This window comes from Pseudomonas sp. TMW22091 (assembly GCF_022496705.1).
Lineage (GTDB): Bacteria > Pseudomonadota > Gammaproteobacteria > Pseudomonadales > Pseudomonadaceae > Aquipseudomonas > Aquipseudomonas saxonica.
Map to the genome: position 1 here is coordinate 209,715 of NZ_SCFI01000004.1, position 16,751 is coordinate 226,465.

At 55.5% G+C, this 16,751-nt stretch carries 18 protein-coding genes; 9 read left to right on the forward strand and 9 right to left on the reverse strand.

The window, feature by feature from the left end:
- Window positions 1-119 precede the first annotated feature (119 nt).
- From EQV93_RS09915 to EQV93_RS09935, 5 genes are read left to right on the forward strand one after another with little or no spacing between them, the layout of a single operon-like run.
- Window positions 120-935, forward strand: a complete 816-nt coding sequence (locus EQV93_RS09915; protein ID WP_240891472.1) for an alkaline phosphatase family protein — start codon at window positions 120-122, stop codon at window positions 933-935.
- Window positions 932-1,768 (forward strand): ABC transporter permease, encoded by an 837-nt coding sequence (locus tag EQV93_RS09920; protein ID WP_240891473.1) that lies wholly within the window; start codon window positions 932-934, stop codon window positions 1,766-1,768. Before EQV93_RS09915 ends, EQV93_RS09920 begins: the two co-directional genes overlap by 4 nt.
- Window positions 1,755-2,555 (forward strand): ABC transporter permease, encoded by an 801-nt coding sequence (locus tag EQV93_RS09925; protein ID WP_122784496.1) that lies wholly within the window; start codon window positions 1,755-1,757, stop codon window positions 2,553-2,555. Before EQV93_RS09920 ends, EQV93_RS09925 begins: the two co-directional genes overlap by 14 nt.
- Window positions 2,552-3,541 carry an ABC transporter ATP-binding protein gene (locus tag EQV93_RS09930; RefSeq protein WP_122784495.1) on the forward strand — a complete coding sequence of 330 codons (990 nt, stop codon included), beginning with the start codon at window positions 2,552-2,554 and terminating at the stop codon, window positions 3,539-3,541. The genes EQV93_RS09925 and EQV93_RS09930 overlap by 4 nt, the downstream gene beginning before the upstream one ends.
- A gap of 34 nt (window positions 3,542-3,575) precedes the next feature.
- Window positions 3,576-4,229, forward strand: a complete 654-nt coding sequence (locus tag EQV93_RS09935) for an HAD family hydrolase (RefSeq protein ID WP_240891474.1) — start codon at window positions 3,576-3,578, stop codon at window positions 4,227-4,229.
- A gap of 62 nt (window positions 4,230-4,291) precedes the next feature.
- Here the strand turns inward: EQV93_RS09935 and EQV93_RS09940 are convergent, their stop codons facing one another.
- Window positions 4,292-5,254 (reverse strand): zinc-binding dehydrogenase, encoded by a 963-nt coding sequence (locus EQV93_RS09940; RefSeq protein ID WP_240891475.1) that lies wholly within the window; start codon window positions 5,252-5,254, stop codon window positions 4,292-4,294.
- Between the two features lie 139 nt (window positions 5,255-5,393).
- On the opposite strand from EQV93_RS09940, the gene EQV93_RS09945 reads away from it, so the two are divergent.
- A complete protein-coding gene (locus EQV93_RS09945) occupies window positions 5,394-7,475 on the forward strand; it encodes a carboxy terminal-processing peptidase (protein ID WP_208727485.1) in 2,082 nt (693 codons plus the stop codon).
- A 69-nt stretch (window positions 7,476-7,544) separates the two neighbouring features.
- On the opposite strand, the gene EQV93_RS09950 is transcribed toward EQV93_RS09945, so the two are convergent.
- From EQV93_RS09950 to EQV93_RS09965, 4 genes are all read right to left on the reverse strand, one after another.
- Window positions 7,545-7,991 carry a sel1 repeat family protein gene (locus tag EQV93_RS09950; RefSeq protein WP_122784491.1) on the reverse strand — a complete coding sequence of 149 codons (447 nt, stop codon included), beginning with the start codon at window positions 7,989-7,991 and terminating at the stop codon, window positions 7,545-7,547.
- Window positions 7,992-8,360: a hypothetical protein gene (locus EQV93_RS09955; protein ID WP_122784490.1), complete on the reverse strand. Its 369-nt coding sequence runs from the start codon at window positions 8,358-8,360 to the stop codon at window positions 7,992-7,994. It abuts the gene before it with no gap.
- Complete coding sequence (locus EQV93_RS09960; protein ID WP_122784489.1) at window positions 8,357-8,719, reverse strand: helix-turn-helix domain-containing protein; 363 nt, start codon at window positions 8,717-8,719, stop codon at window positions 8,357-8,359. Before EQV93_RS09960 ends, EQV93_RS09955 begins: the two co-directional genes overlap by 4 nt.
- Window positions 8,720-9,115: 396 nt before the next feature.
- Window positions 9,116-9,853, reverse strand: coding sequence for an FKBP-type peptidyl-prolyl cis-trans isomerase (locus EQV93_RS09965; RefSeq protein WP_122784488.1), 738 nt, complete (start codon window positions 9,851-9,853; stop codon window positions 9,116-9,118).
- Between the two features lie 267 nt (window positions 9,854-10,120).
- Here EQV93_RS09965 and EQV93_RS09970 point away from each other — a divergent pair, with 267 nt between their 5' ends.
- Both EQV93_RS09970 and EQV93_RS09975 read left to right on the forward strand, forming a co-directional pair.
- Window positions 10,121-11,935, forward strand: a complete 1,815-nt coding sequence (locus EQV93_RS09970; RefSeq protein WP_240891476.1) for a di-heme-cytochrome C peroxidase — start codon at window positions 10,121-10,123, stop codon at window positions 11,933-11,935.
- A 39-nt stretch (window positions 11,936-11,974) separates the two neighbouring features.
- Entirely contained in the window at window positions 11,975-13,111 is a 1,137-nt protein-coding gene (locus EQV93_RS09975; RefSeq protein WP_240891477.1) for a catalase family protein, read from the forward strand.
- A gap of 106 nt (window positions 13,112-13,217) precedes the next feature.
- Here the strand turns inward: EQV93_RS09975 and cysB are convergent, their stop codons facing one another.
- From cysB to EQV93_RS09995, 4 genes are all read right to left on the reverse strand, one after another.
- Window positions 13,218-14,192, reverse strand: coding sequence for an HTH-type transcriptional regulator CysB (gene cysB, locus EQV93_RS09980; protein WP_122784485.1), 975 nt, complete (start codon window positions 14,190-14,192; stop codon window positions 13,218-13,220).
- A 114-nt stretch (window positions 14,193-14,306) separates the two neighbouring features.
- Window positions 14,307-14,807: a universal stress protein gene (locus EQV93_RS09985; protein ID WP_122784484.1), complete on the reverse strand. Its 501-nt coding sequence runs from the start codon at window positions 14,805-14,807 to the stop codon at window positions 14,307-14,309.
- Between the two features lie 94 nt (window positions 14,808-14,901).
- Window positions 14,902-15,819 (reverse strand): 5'-nucleotidase, encoded by a 918-nt coding sequence (locus EQV93_RS09990; RefSeq protein WP_122784483.1) that lies wholly within the window; start codon window positions 15,817-15,819, stop codon window positions 14,902-14,904.
- 24 nt (window positions 15,820-15,843) lie between these two features.
- On the reverse strand, window positions 15,844-16,230 hold the full coding sequence (locus tag EQV93_RS09995; RefSeq protein ID WP_122784482.1) for a thioredoxin: 387 nt from the start codon (window positions 16,228-16,230) through the stop codon (window positions 15,844-15,846).
- Here EQV93_RS09995 and EQV93_RS10000 point away from each other — a divergent pair.
- Window positions 16,229-16,672, forward strand: a complete 444-nt coding sequence (locus EQV93_RS10000) for a PilZ domain-containing protein (RefSeq protein ID WP_240891478.1) — start codon at window positions 16,229-16,231, stop codon at window positions 16,670-16,672. The genes EQV93_RS09995 and EQV93_RS10000 overlap by 2 nt on opposite strands.
- The last annotated feature ends 79 nt before the right edge of the window (window positions 16,673-16,751 follow it).

Here is a 16,751-nt window from a genome sequence, read left to right on the forward strand (position 1 = left end):
AATTCATTCACGGTTCAGACCGTGATAATTGGGTCTACGATCGCTGCGCAATCGGACGCAGCCTGCGGTAGCTGCTACGGGTCAGACGAGCCATATCCAGCTTGTTCGCGGAGTCGCACATGAAACACAAGGTCATTCTGGTGGTTCTCGACGGTCTGAATTACACCGTCGCCAACCATGCCATGGGGCATTTGCAGGCGTACGTGGGTTCCGGGCGCGCCGCCTTGTACACACTCACGTGTGAACTCCCCGCCCTGTCCCGCCCGCTCTACGAGTGCATCCTGACCGGTGTAACGCCCATCGAAAGCGGCATTGTGCACAACAATATTTCTCGTCTGTCTCATCAGCGCAGCGTGTTTCACTACGCCAGAGAGGCCGGTTTAAGCACAGCGGCTGCGGCGTATCACTGGATAAGCGAACTGTACAACCGCTCGCCTTTTATCACCGCACGCGACCGTCACACGCAAGACAGCGACTTGCCCATCCAGTACGGGCATTTTTACTGGAGCGATCACTACCCCGACTCACACCTGTTCGCAGACGCCGAACACTTGCGCGTCAACCACACACCGGATTTTCTGCTGGTTCATCCCATGAACATCGACGACGCCGGTCACAAACACGGCCTGGACTCGGCGCAATACCGCAACAGCGCCCGCTCTGCCGACATTATTCTGGCCGACTACCTCCAGGGTTGGCTGCTCGCAGGCTATCAAGTGCTGATCACCGCCGACCACGGCATGAACAACGACCGATCGCACAACGGTCTGCTGCCCGAAGAGCGCGAAGTGCCCCTGTTTGTGCTGGGTGATGCCTTCAGCCTGAACCCCGACGTCATGCCTAAACAAACTGAACTGTGCGGCACTGTGTGCGAGTTGCTTGGCATCGCCCACGATAAACCGTTGTGCCGTGATTTACTGAGGCCCGCGCCATGACCCGCGGAAAATGGTTAGCGCTACTGTGCCTGGTGCCCTTCGCGGTGTTTTTTATCCTGTTCCAAATCGCCCCACTGTTCTGGGTACTGATACACAGTGTGCAATCTGAAGAAAGCGGTTGGGGACTGGCTAACTTCAGCAAAATTTTCAGTTCAAAGTTTTATCTTCAAGCCATCCAGCACAGCCTTGAGATCAGCTTTTGGTCCAGCCTGTTCGGCATTGTGATTGCCGTGCTGGGCAGTTACTCGCTGCACAAAGTAGATTCGCGGTTGCGCAACTTCGTTAACGCTTTCGCCAATATGACCAGCAACTTCTCGGGCGTCCCACTGGCGTTCGCGTTCATCATCCTGCTGGGGTTTAACGGCAGCATCACGATCATGCTTAAACAGGCAGGCATCATCGAGGACTTCAACCTTTACTCGAAAACCGGTCTGATCATTCTCTACACCTACTTCCAGATCCCACTCGGCGTATTGCTGCTGTACCCGGCATTTGATGCGCTGCGCGAAGACTGGCGCGAATCAGCTTCGTTACTGGGTGCTAGCAGTTGGCAGTTCTGGCGCCATATCGGACTGCCCGTCCTGACACCCGCCCTGCTGGGCACATTTGTGATTTTGCTGGCCAACGCCCTGGGCGCCTACGCCACGGTGTATGCCTTGACCACCGGCAATTTCAACGTACTGCCGATCCGCATTGCGGCCATGGTGTCGGGAGATATCAGCCTGGACCCTAATATGGCCAGCGCCCTGGCGGTGATTTTGGTGGGGTTGATGACCTTGGTCACGTTGGTGCATCAATGGCTGTTAAAGAGGAGCTACCATGTCGCGCGCTGAAGCCCCAACCGCCAGCGTTTACCACCGTAGCGTGGTTTACCTGCTGTTTCTCATCTTGCTATTGCCCCTGCTTGGCACGCTGATCTACTCAATCTCCAGCAGTTGGTCGGCGACCATTCTGCCCAGTGGATTCAGCTTCAAGTGGTACAGCCAATTGTGGAGCGACCCGCGCTTTTTATCCGCCTTCGGTCGCTCATTACTGGTTTGCGTCGGCGCACTGGTGCTGTCCGTGGTGCTGATTCTGCCGTTGCTGTTTGTGGTCCATTACCACTTCCCCAAACTCGACGCGTTGATGAATATCCTCATCCTGCTGCCGTTCGCGGTACCGCCTGTTGTCTCCTCAGTCGGCTTGCTGCAACTGTATGGCTCCGGGCCGATGGCAATGGTCGGCACTCCCTGGATCCTGATCGGCTGCTACTTCACCATCGCCCTCCCCTTCATGTACCGGGCTATCACCAACAACCTGCAAGCCATTCACCTGCGAGACCTGATGGACGCGGCCCAATTGCTCGGTGCCAACACCTGGCAAGCCGCATTTCTGGTGGTTTTGCCTAACCTGCGCAAAGGCTTGCTGGTAGCGCTGTTGCTGTCATTTTCGTTCCTGTTCGGCGAATTTGTATTCGCCAACATTCTGGTGGGCACCCGCTATGAAACCTTGCAGGTGTTCCTCAATAACATGCGTAACAGCAGCGGCCATTTCACCAGTGCACTGGTGATCTCGTACTTCCTCTTTGTACTGGTGCTGACTTGGGTTGCCACCTTCCTGAACAAGGACAAAAGCCAATGAGCTTCGTCAGCGTCGAACATTTGCAAAAAACTTATTCTGCGACCCCGGTATTCAGCGATATCAATTTCACCATCAGCAAGGGCGAATTTGTCACCCTGCTTGGCCCCTCGGGGTGCGGCAAATCAACCCTGTTGCGCTGCATCGCCGGGTTAACCCCGGTGGATGCCGGCCAAATCCTGCTGGAGGGTCAGGACATCGTTCCACTGAGCCCGCAAAAGCGCGACATCGGCATGGTGTTTCAGAGTTACGCGCTGTTCCCCAACATGAGCGTCGAGCAAAATGTGGCCTTCGGCTTGCGCATGCAGAAAGTCAGCGCCAACGACACCCAAAAACGCGTGGCCGAGGTGTTGCAGCTCGTAGAACTGAACGACTTTGCCACGCGCTATCCTCATCAACTCTCAGGGGGCCAATGTCAACGTGTTGCCTTGGCCCGTTCGCTGGTGACACGACCGCGCCTGTTATTGCTCGATGAGCCGCTGTCAGCCCTGGATGCGCGTATTCGTAAACATTTGCGCGAGCAAATTCGGGCTATTCAACGTGAATTGGGCCTCACGACGATATTCGTCACCCACGATCAAGAAGAAGCGCTGGTCATGAGCGATCGCATCTTTTTGATGAATCAGGGCCGCATCGTGCAGAGCGGCAATGCGCAAAGCCTCTACGCTGCCCCGGTGGATGTGTTTGCCGCAGGGTTCATCGGCAACTACAACTTGCTGGACGTCGACGCCGCCAGCCGGCTCTTGCAACACCCGGTAAGCAGCCGGATTGCGATTCGTCCTGAAACCCTTGGGCTCAGCCTGCACGGCGAGCCCGACACGCTGATTCTCAGTCATAGCCTGCTGGGCAATGTGATTCGCTATCGCGTCGAGGTGCGAGGCGTAGAACTGCTGGTGGACGTGCTTAACCGCTCACCGGCCGACTTGTACCCAGATGGGCAGCGTGTGTCGCTTTCCATCGATAACAGCACGCTGTGTGAGGTAGCCTGATGCTTTTGAAGTCGCAGAAAAGGGAGTTGGACTGATGGCCCTGGCAATTTTTGATCTGGATGAAACCTTGATTCACGGTGATTGCGCCACGTTGTGGAGCGAGCAAATGGGTCGCCTGGGGTGGGTCGATTCTGAATCCTTTATAAAGCGCAATAACAAGCTTATGGAGTCCTACAGCCAAGGCAAGCTGAAAATGGAAGAGTATATGGCCTTTAGCCTTGAGCCCTTGATCGGCCGCTCGCCAGAAGAAGTGGCGCATCTGGTCGGGCCGTGGGTTGAAGACTTCATCGAACCGATCATTTTCAGTGACGCCTGTAAAACCATTGCCGCGCACCGCAAGAAGGGCGACCGGATTCTGGTCATTTCGGCATCGGGAACGCACTTGGTCAAACCGATTGCCGAACGCTTGGGCATCGATGAAGTGCTGGGTATTGAGCTTGAAGTCGAACACGGCGTGTACACCGGCAAAACCGTGGGAACCCTCACTTACCGCGAAGGTAAAATCACACGACTGCTGGAATGGCTAGACGCTGAAGAAGAAAACCTTGAAGGGGCCAGCTTTTACTCGGACTCACGCAACGACTTACCGTTGCTGCTCAAAGTGGATTATCCAAACGTGGTCAACCCGGACCCGGTGTTACGTGAACACGCAGAAAAAGCCGGGTGGCCGATCCATCATTGGCAGTAACACTTCACCCCTTTCACTGCCCCAGCCTGTGGCAGTGAAAGGGGTGTATTCATTACAACGGGTTAAACCAGCGTTTCGTCAATGACCAACACCAGCTTGCCCGAGACTTGATTGCTGGCCAATTCGGCAAAGGCTTCCTGGGCCTGCTCAATCGGGTAAGTCTTGGCCAATTGCGGGCTTAACCGCCCCTCAGTGAACAACGGCCACACTTGCTGGCCCAGGTCACTGAGCAAGTCAGCCTTGAACTGATCACTACGACTGCGCAGCGTCGAACCCAGCAATTGAATACGCTTGCCCAACACCAACGCCAAATCCAGCTCGGCCTTGCGCCCACCCATCAAACCAATGAGCACCCAACGGCCGTCCAGCGCCAGCAATTTGAGGTTGTCCTGAACATAGTTGGCACCCACAGGGTCCAGCACCACATCAAACGGCCCCAAGGCCTTGAGACTGTCCAGTCCTTCTGTGCGTAATGATCCCCCTTGAGCCCCTAGCGCTTCGCAGTAAGCCAAACGCTCGGCCGAGCCAACGCTCACCCAGCACGGGCTACCAAACGCCTTGCACAGCTGAATGGCGGCTGAACCAACACCACTGGCCCCGGCATGCAGCAAAACTTTTTCGCCGGGCTTAAGGCCCGCCAATTGAAACAGGTTCAACCACGCAGTGGTGTACACCTCGGGCAGCGCAGCGGCTTCTTGTAACGACAAGCCATCCGGCACAGGTAACGCGTGACGGCCATCGACCACCACTTCCTCGGCCATGCCCCCCCCTGCCAACAGCGCGCAGACACGGTCGCCGACTTGCCATGCCGACCCCGGCCCCACTTCGCTGACAATACCCGAGCACTCCAGCCCCAGCATTTGACTGGCCCCTGGCGGCGGCGGATACAAGCCCGCGCTTTGTAACAAATCAGCCCGATTAAGCCCGGCAGCCGCTACACGAATCCGGATTTGCCCTACATCACAGGTGGGGCTTGGCTCTTCTACCCACTTCACTAGACCTTCAACGCCTTGCAATGCTTTCACAGTGCCTCCATAGTGAGTCTGGACTGAGCCCGGCGCTGAAGCACCGGGCTTTTTGCATTATGCGACCGGTCCTTGATGGAACCGGCGACTTCAAAGACGGCCTAATATGCGTTATCAATTGCCCCCGCGTCGAATCAGCATGAAGCATTTATTCCCTAGCACCGCACTTGCCCTCTTCATTGGCCTTGGCGTTTTGCCGTTTTCGGCTAATTCGTTCGCCGCTAACAGTTGGGATAACCTTCAGCCCGATCGTGATGAGGTGATTGCCAGTCTTAACGTCGTTGAGCTGCTCAAGCGCCATCATTACAGCAAGCCCCCACTGGATGACACACGCTCCGCCATCATCTATGACAGCTACTTGAAGCTGCTTGATCCATCGCGCAGTTATTTCCTGGCCAGCGATATTGCCGAATTCGACAAATGGAAATTCCAGTTTGACGACTTCCTCAAAAGCGGCGATCTCAACCCCGGCTTCATCATCTACAAGCGCTATCTGGATCGCGTTAAGTCGCGTCTGGACTTTGCCCTTGCCGAGCTGAACAAAGGCGTTGATTCGTTCGATTTCACGGCCAAGGAAACCCTGGAGATCGACCGCAAGGACGCTCCGTGGCTCACCAGTGAAGCCCAACTCAACGACCTGTGGCGCAAGCGCATCAAAGATGAAGTTCTGCGCCTGAAAATCGCCGGCAAAGAGCCTGCGAAAATTCAGGAGCTGCTGACCAAGCGCTACAAGAACCAACTGTCGCGTCTTGATCAGACCCGCAGCGAAGACATCTTCCAGGCCTATATCAACACGTTCGCCATGTCTTACGATCCGCACACCAACTATCTGTCACCAGACAGTGCGGAAAACTTCGACATCAACATGAGCCTGTCGCTGGAAGGCATTGGCGCGGTGTTGCAGAGCGATAACGACCAGGTCAAGGTGGTGCGACTGGTGCCTGCCGGCCCGGCCGACAAGACTAAACAGGTGGCTCCGGCTGACAAGATCATCGGCGTTGCCCAAGGCGATAAAGAGATGGTCGACGTCATCGGCTGGCGTCTGGACGAAGTGGTCAAACTGATTCGTGGGCCTAAAGGCTCTGTAGTGCGCCTGGAGATAATTCCGGCGAGCAACGCACCGAATGACCAGACCAGCAAGATCGTGTCCATCACCCGCGAAGCGGTGAAGCTTGAAGAGCAGGCGGCGAAAAAGTCGATTCTGAACCTCAAGCAGGATGGCAAGAACTACAAACTGGGTGTGATTGAAATTCCAGCGTTCTATCTGGACTTCAAAGCGTTCCGTGCGGGTGACCCGAATTACAAGAGCACCACCCGCGACGTTAAAAAGCTGCTGACCGAATTGCAGAAAGAAAAAGTCGATGGCGTAATTATCGACCTGCGCAATAACGGTGGCGGTTCGCTGCAAGAAGCGACCGAGCTGACCAGTCTGTTTATCGACAAGGGCCCAACCGTGCTGGTGCGTAATGCAGACGGCAAAGTTGATGTGCTTGAAGATGAAAACCCGGGTGCGTTCTACAAAGGCCCGATGGCGTTGCTGGTCAATCGCTTGTCGGCCTCGGCTTCAGAGATTTTTGCCGGTGCGATGCAGGACTACCACCGCGCATTGATTATCGGTGGCCAGACCTTCGGCAAAGGGACGGTGCAAACAATCCAGCCCCTGAACCATGGCGAGCTGAAGCTGACACTGGCCAAGTTCTACCGGGTTTCTGGCCAGAGCACTCAGCATCAGGGCGTTCTGCCTGACATCGCCTTCCCGTCGATTATCGACACCAAGGAAATCGGTGAAAGCGCACTGCCCGAGGCCATGCCGTGGGACACCATTCGCCCCGCGATCAAGCCTGCATCTGACCCGTTCAAGCCTTTCATCAATCAACTCAAAGCTGAGCACGATGCACGGGTGACCAAAGATGCCGAGTTCATCTTCATCCGCGACAAGCTGGCCCTGGCCGAGAAATTGATGGCCGAAAAAACGGTCAGCCTGAACGAAGCAGAACGTCGTGCTCAACATGCTGATATTGATGCCAAGCAGTTGGTGATGGAGAACGCCCGCCGTCAGGCTAAAGGCGAAGCGCCGCTCAAGGAAATGAAAAAAGAAGACGAAGATGCATTGCCGGTCGAGCCTGAAAAGACCAAACCGGAAGATGACGCCTACCTGAGTGAGACCGGGCGCATTCTGCTGGACTACCTCAAGTTGACTTCACAAGTCGCCAAGAAGTAAGAAAGCCAGCATCAAGATGTAAAAAGGGCGGGCCGCGTAATGCGGCCCGCCCTTTTTATTGCCTTACGGTTAAACCTGATAGTGCGCGGCCAGCTTCGGGTCGGCCAGCAAACCGGGACCACCCAGCCGATAAAGTTCAACCAGCCTGAGGGCCGCCAACGGATGCCCGGCATTTCTCGCCATCGTCCACCAGCGCACGGCTGCACCCGCATCTGGCCCGTGCACAACGGTGCCTGCCAGACTGAAAGCGCCTAATTGGTAGGCAGCCTTTGCATCGCCTCCCAAAGCCGCCAGATGCAACAAACGGACGCCCTCTTCAGCTGCACCCGGCCCTTCACCGCGAAAGGCTAGAACATGGCCGTAAAAGCTTTGAGCGCGGGTATCACCCAGGCTTGCCATCCGCGAAAACTGCCCTTCCATCCACCGCCAGAGATAGGGCTGACGAACGCACCAAGCGCGGCGGAAAAATGTGCGCGCCACGCTATAGCAACAACGTGCCCTAAGCCTCCATAACACTCAAACCGCCTCAGTTTCGTAGGCAAATTCAAATACCCGCACCACTTCACTCGCGTGCCACGATGCAGCTGCAACACCATCCGGCGGCCCCGAGAAACGCCCCAGCCGCTCTACACACTCAAAAAACCCTGTGCGCGGTAAACGGCTAGCCCCTTGGCTGATGACCAGCGAACTGCGCAATGGCTGATCGGCTTTCACATCCATAGCAGCCAAATGTTCCAGAGCCGCAGTCAGTGTGAGCATCGCCGGGCTTGGCAATTGCAAACGCTCCAGCAGTGCGCGATACGTCAATAAATGGCGCTGTCGACGCGCTTGATCCAGCTCAGCCAGTAACCCATCCCAGTGTTGACGACTGATGCGTACGTTCATTTTCCTTCCCTCCAGCCTGGTAAACCCAGCTCCCAGGCCAAGCTACGACGAATGGCAAGGTCGGGTAGACGCTCACCGGCTTCGATCATTTCCAGATAAGAAGGGCTAATGCCTACAGTCCGTGCCAGCGCTTCAAGGGCTAGACCCTTGGTTTCACGCAAACCTCGCAACTGATCGAGCCCTGGTGGCATCTGAGCAGGTTCATCAGATGTTGATCGCTCGGCATCAGGGGCGTGCAACACTTCGCTGGCAGTTGGTAATTCCTGAACACCTGCAGCCTTGAGCAGCGCCTGATAGCTTTCCCATGACAAAACCGCGTATTCGGGTTCGCCATTACGTTTGATAACTTGCAGATCCATTACTAAACCCCGTCAGAATTTTAAGCAAATTGAGTCGGAACTTTCCCTAGAAGCTTAATCCTATCAGTCGCCAAGGTCTCTGGGGTTTTTGATGTGAAACGCAAGTTTCATACTGAAACGCTAAAAACAGGGGGAAGAGGGGTAAATGTTATCCACACAAATTGTGGATAACCTTGTGAACAGAGCCGATTTTTACGGCTGAAAGGCACGTTCTGTAAGGGCTGCGCTCAAATCGGGCATTTTTTACACACATAAAAAAACCCATAAATTCATTGACTTGCCAGTCAACAACCACTAAGTGCGGGACATTGCGCTCCGCCCTCAGAGAAACGGGTCAAAAATCGGCACACATAAAAACGCCCCGTCGAGACGGGGCGTCAGGTGTACGTAAACGACTTACTGGGCAGCAGCTTGTGGAGCAGCAGCGTCTTGCTCAGCTTTTGCAGGGTCTTTGATACCCAGCAGTTCCAGATCGAATACCAGCACCGAGTTGGCCGGGATAGCCGGGCTTGGGCTTTGCGCGCCATAAGCCAGCTCGCTAGGAATGTACAGCTTGTACTTCTCACCCACGTGCATCAGTTGCAGACCTTCGACCCAACCCGGGATCACGCCGCTAACCGGCAGGTCAATCGGGCTGCCGCGCTCAACCGAGCTGTCGAACACCTTGCCATCGATCAGTTTGCCTTCGTAGTGAACGGTCACCACGTCAGTTGCTTTAGGCTGAGGGCCGTCGGCTTTTTTAATCACTTCGTATTGCAGGCCCGAAGCCGTGGTAACAACACCGGCTTTCTTGGCATTTTCTTCGAGGAATTTTTTGCCTGCAGTAGAGGCTTCTTCGCTCATTTTGGTCAAACGCTCTTCAGCACGCTTTTGCAGCGCTGCGAAAGCTTCGATCAGTTCGTCATCCTTCAGCTTTTGCTCTTTCTTGCCAACGGCATCTTCGATACCCAGAGCAACAGCTTTGGAGTCCAGATCGTCCATGCCTTCTTGAGCCAGGCTTTTACCCATGTTCAGGCCAATGCCGTAAGAGGCTTTTTGCGCCGGGGTTTTCAGCTCTACGCTGGTCTGCGAATCACAACCCGCCAGTACCAGACTTACCAGGGCAACAGCTGCCGCCAACCGATGCTGTTTCATGCTATTTCCTTGTTCATGCGCCAAATGGGCAATCGAATAAAGCCGCGAGCTTATCAGGCGGCCGCGACCAATGGCTACCGGCATGAGAGCCACAAAGCACAGATAAGTTCATGCCTAAAAGACAATTCATAAATATAGCAACCTTTGCTTACACACCTGACAACCTGTCAAGACTAGCACTCTTCATGCACAGGAGACTCATGGCTACTTGATGCCAGAAAGAACCTGGGGCATAAGACTGTAAAAATTCTTACATGGAGCGTTACTGTGCGTGTGTTTTACCGGGTTTTTCTGATGTTGTTAGTGGCTCTAGGTGCTCTCATAGGCCTGATCCTCTATTTCACCGCCCACCCCAAACTGCCCGATTACACGGTGCCGCAGCAGCTGCATTATCAGGATCAGTGGAGTGCTGCAGATCGCCAGATTTATTACTACACCCCTCAAGGGACTCAAGTTAAAGGTCTGCGCTATAACTGGTTCACTGCCCTGGAACTGCCTTTCTCTGAACAACCGTTTGCAGCGCCTGACTATCTGGCCAGGTTTGGTTTTCTGGTGGATCCACAGCAAAAAGCCAGTGCCGCCAACCCGGGCAATTTGCCCGTAGGTTTTACACGCCATCAAAATCCAGGCAGCAATGTCGAGTATCTGGACATAACCTGTGCGGCCTGCCACACCGGCGAACTGCGTTACAAGGGCCAAGCCCTGCGTGTCGATGGCGCCCCCGCGCAGCATGTACTCCCCTCCAGCGTGCCGACTTTGCGCGGAGGCAGCTTTGGCCAGGCGTTGGTTGCCAGTCTGGCCGCAACGTATTACAACCCGTGGAAGTTCGAGCGCTTCGCTCGCCATGTATTGGGCGACAACTACGACGAGCAGCACCAGCAGTTGCGCGCTGAGTTCAAGGCATCGCTGAACACCTTTCTCGCAGTGGCCTGGAACGACACCCATCGCGGGTTGTATCCGACCCTTGAAGGGCCTGGGCGGACCGATGCATTCGGGCGTATCGCCAATGCCAGCTTTGGTGACGCCATTACCCCGGACAACTATCGCGTCGCCAACGCCCCAGTTGATTACCCGCACTTGTGGGACATGTGGACGTTTGATTGGGTGCAATGGAACGCGTCAGCCAAGCAGCCAATGGCCCGCAATATCGGGGAAGCGCTGGGGGTGGGTGCCACCCTCAACTTTTTCGACAGCCACGGCCAGCCCCTGCAAGGCGACGCACGCTACCCTTCCAGCGTGCGAGTGCATGATTTGCACCTCATCGAAGAAACGTTGCAACGGCTCAAACCGCCGGTTTGGCCAGAAACACTCTTCGGTCAGATCGACCGCCCCCTGGCCGCAAAAGGCCGTGCTCTCTTTGCGCAGAACTGCGCCGCGTGTCACGTGCCGCCCGTCAAAGACGAAAACGGCCGCCAGGTACAACAGCTGCGAGTCATTCCTTTGGAGGTGATTGGCACAGACCCTAACAGCGCGAACAATATTGCCAATAACCGTTATGACGTCAGCGCCCTGCAATGGGACCCTGCCGAACTGGCAAACCTCAATGTCGATCTGGTTCCCGCCAGCGACGAACCTCTGAACCTGCATTCTCTGTCAGTGGCCAAAGGCCTTGCCTACATCACCGCCTTTGTAGAAAAGCATGCGTATGCTCAGGCCGGGATCGACCCCCAAGAGCAAGCACGCCTCAATGGCTATGGTTTGCCTATTGCGGTTCAGGAAGTTCGCGGCTACAAGGCCCGCCCGCTGGAAGGCATCTGGGCGACTGCGCCGTTCTTGCACAACGGCTCAGTGCCCACGCTGTATCAACTGCTCTCACCCCAATCTGAGCGGGACGAGACGTTTTACCGCGGCAGTTTTGAATACGATCCGCGCCATCTGGGTTATCACACCGAAGCGTTTGACGGTGGCTTTGTTCTCGACACGCGAATCAGCGGCAACCACAACAGCGGTCATGAATTCCGCGCCGGCCCACGTGGCAACGGCGTGATTGGTCGTCTGCTGCAACCCGAAGAGCGCTGGGCATTGCTGGAGTATTTGAAAGTACTCGGTGGGCCGCTGGAACAACAGTTGCCATCACTATGAAGTGCCACGCCTTATCGTGCCCGCTAAAAGGAAGTATTCATGCTCACTAAACTTTGGCTTCGTCTCGGCACCTGGCTGGGCAAGCTTGTGCTAACGCTGATTGCGCTGGGCCTGATCGGCTGGGCGCTGGCCACCGGCTGGTTCTCGTGGCACCACCGCGGCCCGGTGCCCGCTCAGGAAGAAATCCCGGCGGGCGAAGCCGCCATGACTCAAGACATTCTGCAAACCGCCATCAAAATAGTGGATCAACATCGCGACAACACACGCTATCTGCGTGACGCTCATGCCAAAGCTCACGGATGCGTAAAAGCAGAAGTCACGGTGCTGCAAAACCTTGATCCGATGCTGCGCCACGGGGTTTTCGCAGAACCGGGTAAAACCTGGCAAGCCGTCATGCGCCTGTCCAATGGCAACGCCTACCCGCAATTTGACAGCCTGCGCGATGCCCGGGGCATGGCCCTTAAATTGCTGGACGTGCCCGGTACTCAGCTTATGCCGAGCCAGCACGGACGTAGCGAGCAGGATTTTGTGATGTTCAACCATCCCAATTTCTTTGTCAGCGATGTAGCTGAATACCGCCAGAACATCGGCGCGCAAGCTGATGGTCAGAAAGTGATGGCGTTCTTCCCGTCCCCGGACCCTCGCAGCTGGCAGATCCGCCACTTGTTTATCGCTTTGGCCACGCTGGCGCCGCCCCCTCCAAGTCCGACCCAAACCACATACTTTTCAGTCTCGCCCTACAAATTTGGTGCAGCCAATGCCAAATACCGGGTAGCGCCTGACCCTGACAGTTGCCCCGCCTACACCCTGCCCGCACAAAATGAAGCACTGCCCAACTTCTTGCGCAGCGCATTGAACCAGCAGCTTTCAAGGGATCGCGTGCCGGCCTGTTTTGTACTGCAAATTCAACGACAGAATGCCAACCGTTATATGCCGATTGAAGACACCAGCATCGAGTGGAAAGAGTCGGATGCACCGTTTGAAACGGTAGCCAGGGTCACGATTCCCGCTCAAGACTTCGACACCCCTGGCGAGAATCTGGCGTGTGACAACCTGTCTTTCAACCCCTGGCACGGGATTAAGGAGCATCAACCGATTGGTGGAATCAACCGGCTGCGTAAAGCGGTGTATGAAGCGGTCAGCCAATACCGACATGCACGAAACGCAGAGCAGTGACCGGTACATAAACCCTGCGTGGGGCGCATAAAAAAGGCTTGCGCCCTCGTGATCAGTTCAATACGTGATCACGGTGACGCAAGCCTTGGTTAAACGTGACACAGCCTCAGTGCACAGGCAGCTCAACCCCTTCAAACAAGTCTTCAAGTTCTTGCTTGTTATGGCATTGAATCGCTTTGGCCATCACTTCGCGGGTCAGGTGCGGCGCAAATTTTTCGATAAAGTCGCACATGAATCCACGCAGGAACGTGCCACGGCGAAAGCCGATCTTGGTAATGCTCGACTCAAACAGCTCACTGGCATCCAACACCACCAGGTCTTTGTCCAGGTTGGTATCGACAGCCATCTTGGCCACGATGCCAACGCCCAGTCCTAATCGCACATAGGTTTTGATCACGTCAGCGTCAGCTGCGGTAAAGACCACTTTGGGGGTCAAGCCACGATGGCTGAAAGCTTCATCCAGCTTGGAGCGACCCGTAAAACCAAATACATAAGTGACAATCGGGTATTCAGCCAGCGCTTCAAGGGTCAACTTGGGCAATTTGGTCAGCGGGTGGCCTTGTGGCACTACCACGCAACGATTCCAGCGATAGCAGGGCATCATGACCAAATCACCAAACAGCTCCAGCGCTTCTGTGGCGATGGCAAAGTCAACGGTGCCATCTGCGGCCATTTCAGCAATTTGCATCGGTGAGCCCTGATGCATGTGCAAGGCGACATCCGGGTATTGCTTGATGAAATTGCTGATCACCGGCGGCAAAGCATAGCGAGCCTGGGTGTGCGTGGTGGCAATCGACAGAGTGCCTTTTTTCTCGTTGGAAAACTCTTGAGCGATCTGCTTGATGCTCTCGACCTTGCGCAAGATCTCACCCGCCGTGGTGATAATCCGCTCCCCCGCAGGTGTAACGCGGGTCAGGTGCTTGCCACTGCGAGCAAAGACCTCGACGCCCAGCTCGTCTTCAAGCAGGCGAATCTGTTTGCTGATACCCGGCTGTGAGGTGTAAAGGCTCTGCGCGGTCGCTGAAACGTTGAGGTCGTGGTGCGCCACTTCCCAGATGTAGCGCAATTGTTGAAGCTTCATATGCATCCCTCAAAGCAGATTGACGCCAAGGGTATCGGCGGCGATATATAACTATATGGAAGGGCAAGAGAATAAATCTAGAACTTTATTATCATTTTATCCATTCCCTGCGCCTTACACTCCTGAACGGTGCCGCCGATGTAACAGTGGCACCATATACACCGGCATCTGCGCCAACTCGATCACCCGCGCGGCTGTGCGCCCCAAATGAGTTATAGCCCCCGTCGGCTGGCAATGACTGCCGAGTACCAACAGGTCGACCTCCAGTTTGAGGGACTGCTCCAGAATGATCTGCGCAGGCTCCCCCTGGAGAACCTTGACGGAGCGTATCAATGCAAGCTCCTGATCACCTTCAAGCAAATCATCGCGAAAACTGTCGAGTACACGCTGCTCTATATTCATGAGCATGGTGTGCATGCCTTGCTGCTGCAATTGATTCAGCGACTGCTCGTCGAGATAACTCTGCAACACTGACTCTGCAAACAGCCCCATGGGCTCTACCACATGGATGACATACAAATCTGCGCTGAAGCCCCGCGCCATACCCAATGCATGCTGCATCACGACCGGCGCGTATATTCCAAGGTCAGTGGCATAGAGTATTGAGCGGATCATGCGGCCTCCCCGAGTGCCAGAATGGCCGAGACACCATCAGCTTAGCAGCGCCCTCACCTGTACGATGACCCACACGATGACTTACACGTCATGCTCAGTCTGAGCTCAGGCTGCGCGTCTCGTTACTGATACCGTGGGGCACATGGCCGGTGGCAACCACCTGCCGCGCCCGCTCACAATGACCGGCCTGGTCATCAAAAAACACGTCAGCGGCAAACGCCTCCAAAAAAGCCGACTTATCCAGCCCACCCAGGAACAACGACTCGTCGAGGCGAATATCCCAATCGCGCAAAGTACGGATCACCCGTTCATGGGCGGGTGCGGAACGCGCAGTAACCAACGCTGTACGTATCGGGCAGCTGTCGGCCGGGAACTCACGCTGCAACAGGTTCAATGCCTCCAGAAAGCCTTTGAAAGGGCCACCCCGCAAAGGGTTGCGAGCCGACTCACGCTCCAGGGATTGAAACGCCTCAAGCCCCCCCGACTGGTAGACCCGCTCCGACTCATCGGAAAACAGCACCGCGTCGCCATCGAAGGCAATGCGCAGCTCTGCACTTTCGGCGCGCCGCGCTCCTCCCGACAGAATCGTCGCGGCGGCAAAACCGGCATCCAACGCACTGCGTACATCGTCCGCATGGGTCGATAAAAACAGGTCGCATGCAAACGCATTCAGATAGGGGTGGGGGTTTCGACCACCGGAAAAGGCGGCGCGGGAAATGGCCAGACCGTAATGCTGTATGGAATTGAATACTCGCAACCCGGTGTCGGCACTGTTACGAGACACCAGCACCACTTCAACTCGCTCACGACCAAGGCTTGCGTTGAAGCTGAGGAGTTTTTTCACCAGTTCGAATGCATCGCCCGGCTCCAGTACTTCATCTTCATGCTCAATCTGGTACTGGCGGTAAGCTTCGATTCCTTGCGTCAGATACACCTGATGGCTAGCGCTCAAATCGAACAGAGCCCGAGATGAAATGGCCAGTACCAGCTTGCCTTTTAAACCTTTGCTCATGTTGCCTCCGCACGGTGTGATGTCTCAAGGCAGCTCGTCAGGCTCACGGGTCAAGGCCAGGCGGATATGGTGCGCCAGCTCGCCCTCACTCAAACGCGACTTCAATTCGCCGTAAAAGGCGCCGTCATGCACGACGAACAATGCTGGCAAATGAAAAATCTCATAGCGCTCGACCAAGCCGCCGTTGTTGCCCGCATCAATCCAGCACAACTGATTGATCGGCAACTGCATTTCAGGCAATTGGGCACGTGCCGTTCGACAACTGCCACAGCCCACGCTAGTGAATACCACCAGCGAGGTGCCGGGCAGCGCCAACAGACGCTGATCCGCATCAAAGTCAGTCAGATCCATTTCACTCACTATACTTAGTAAAACAATATTGAAATGCTGGCACTCGGAGTGTGCATACATGGGTCGTTTTCTACCTCACCCAGACGATATTCCTGTTGAGATCCAACCCCGCAAACAACCCGCTCTTTCACGCCACAAACTGCACTCTATCAGCCTTGCCGGCGTTTCATGCAACAGCGACAGAGGCTGGCGACGTGGCACTGCTGTAGAACTCAGCATGCCGACCCTGGGCGAGAACGCCCGATACCCCGGCTATATTGCATGGTGCGAAAAACGCCCCGACGGTTATCGGGTCGGCGTTGCATTTACCGATGACCAGATATTGTTCGGCGCACGCATGGGCGAGCAAGTCTGCCAAATCGAACACTATTACCGCCTTCAACAGCACAGCCAGAGCCCCGGAAATATCGAAACACTGGCCCTGGAATGGATCGGTCATCATGCCGTCGAGTTCTCTCAGGCCACCCTTGATCGCGCACTTGCTTCTCCGCTGGTGGATTAAAGCGCTGCATGCCCATTGTCGAATAACCGGTTAACGCGTTAAGGTTCGGCTCCCCGATGCGCTCAATCAAGCTGTGCTC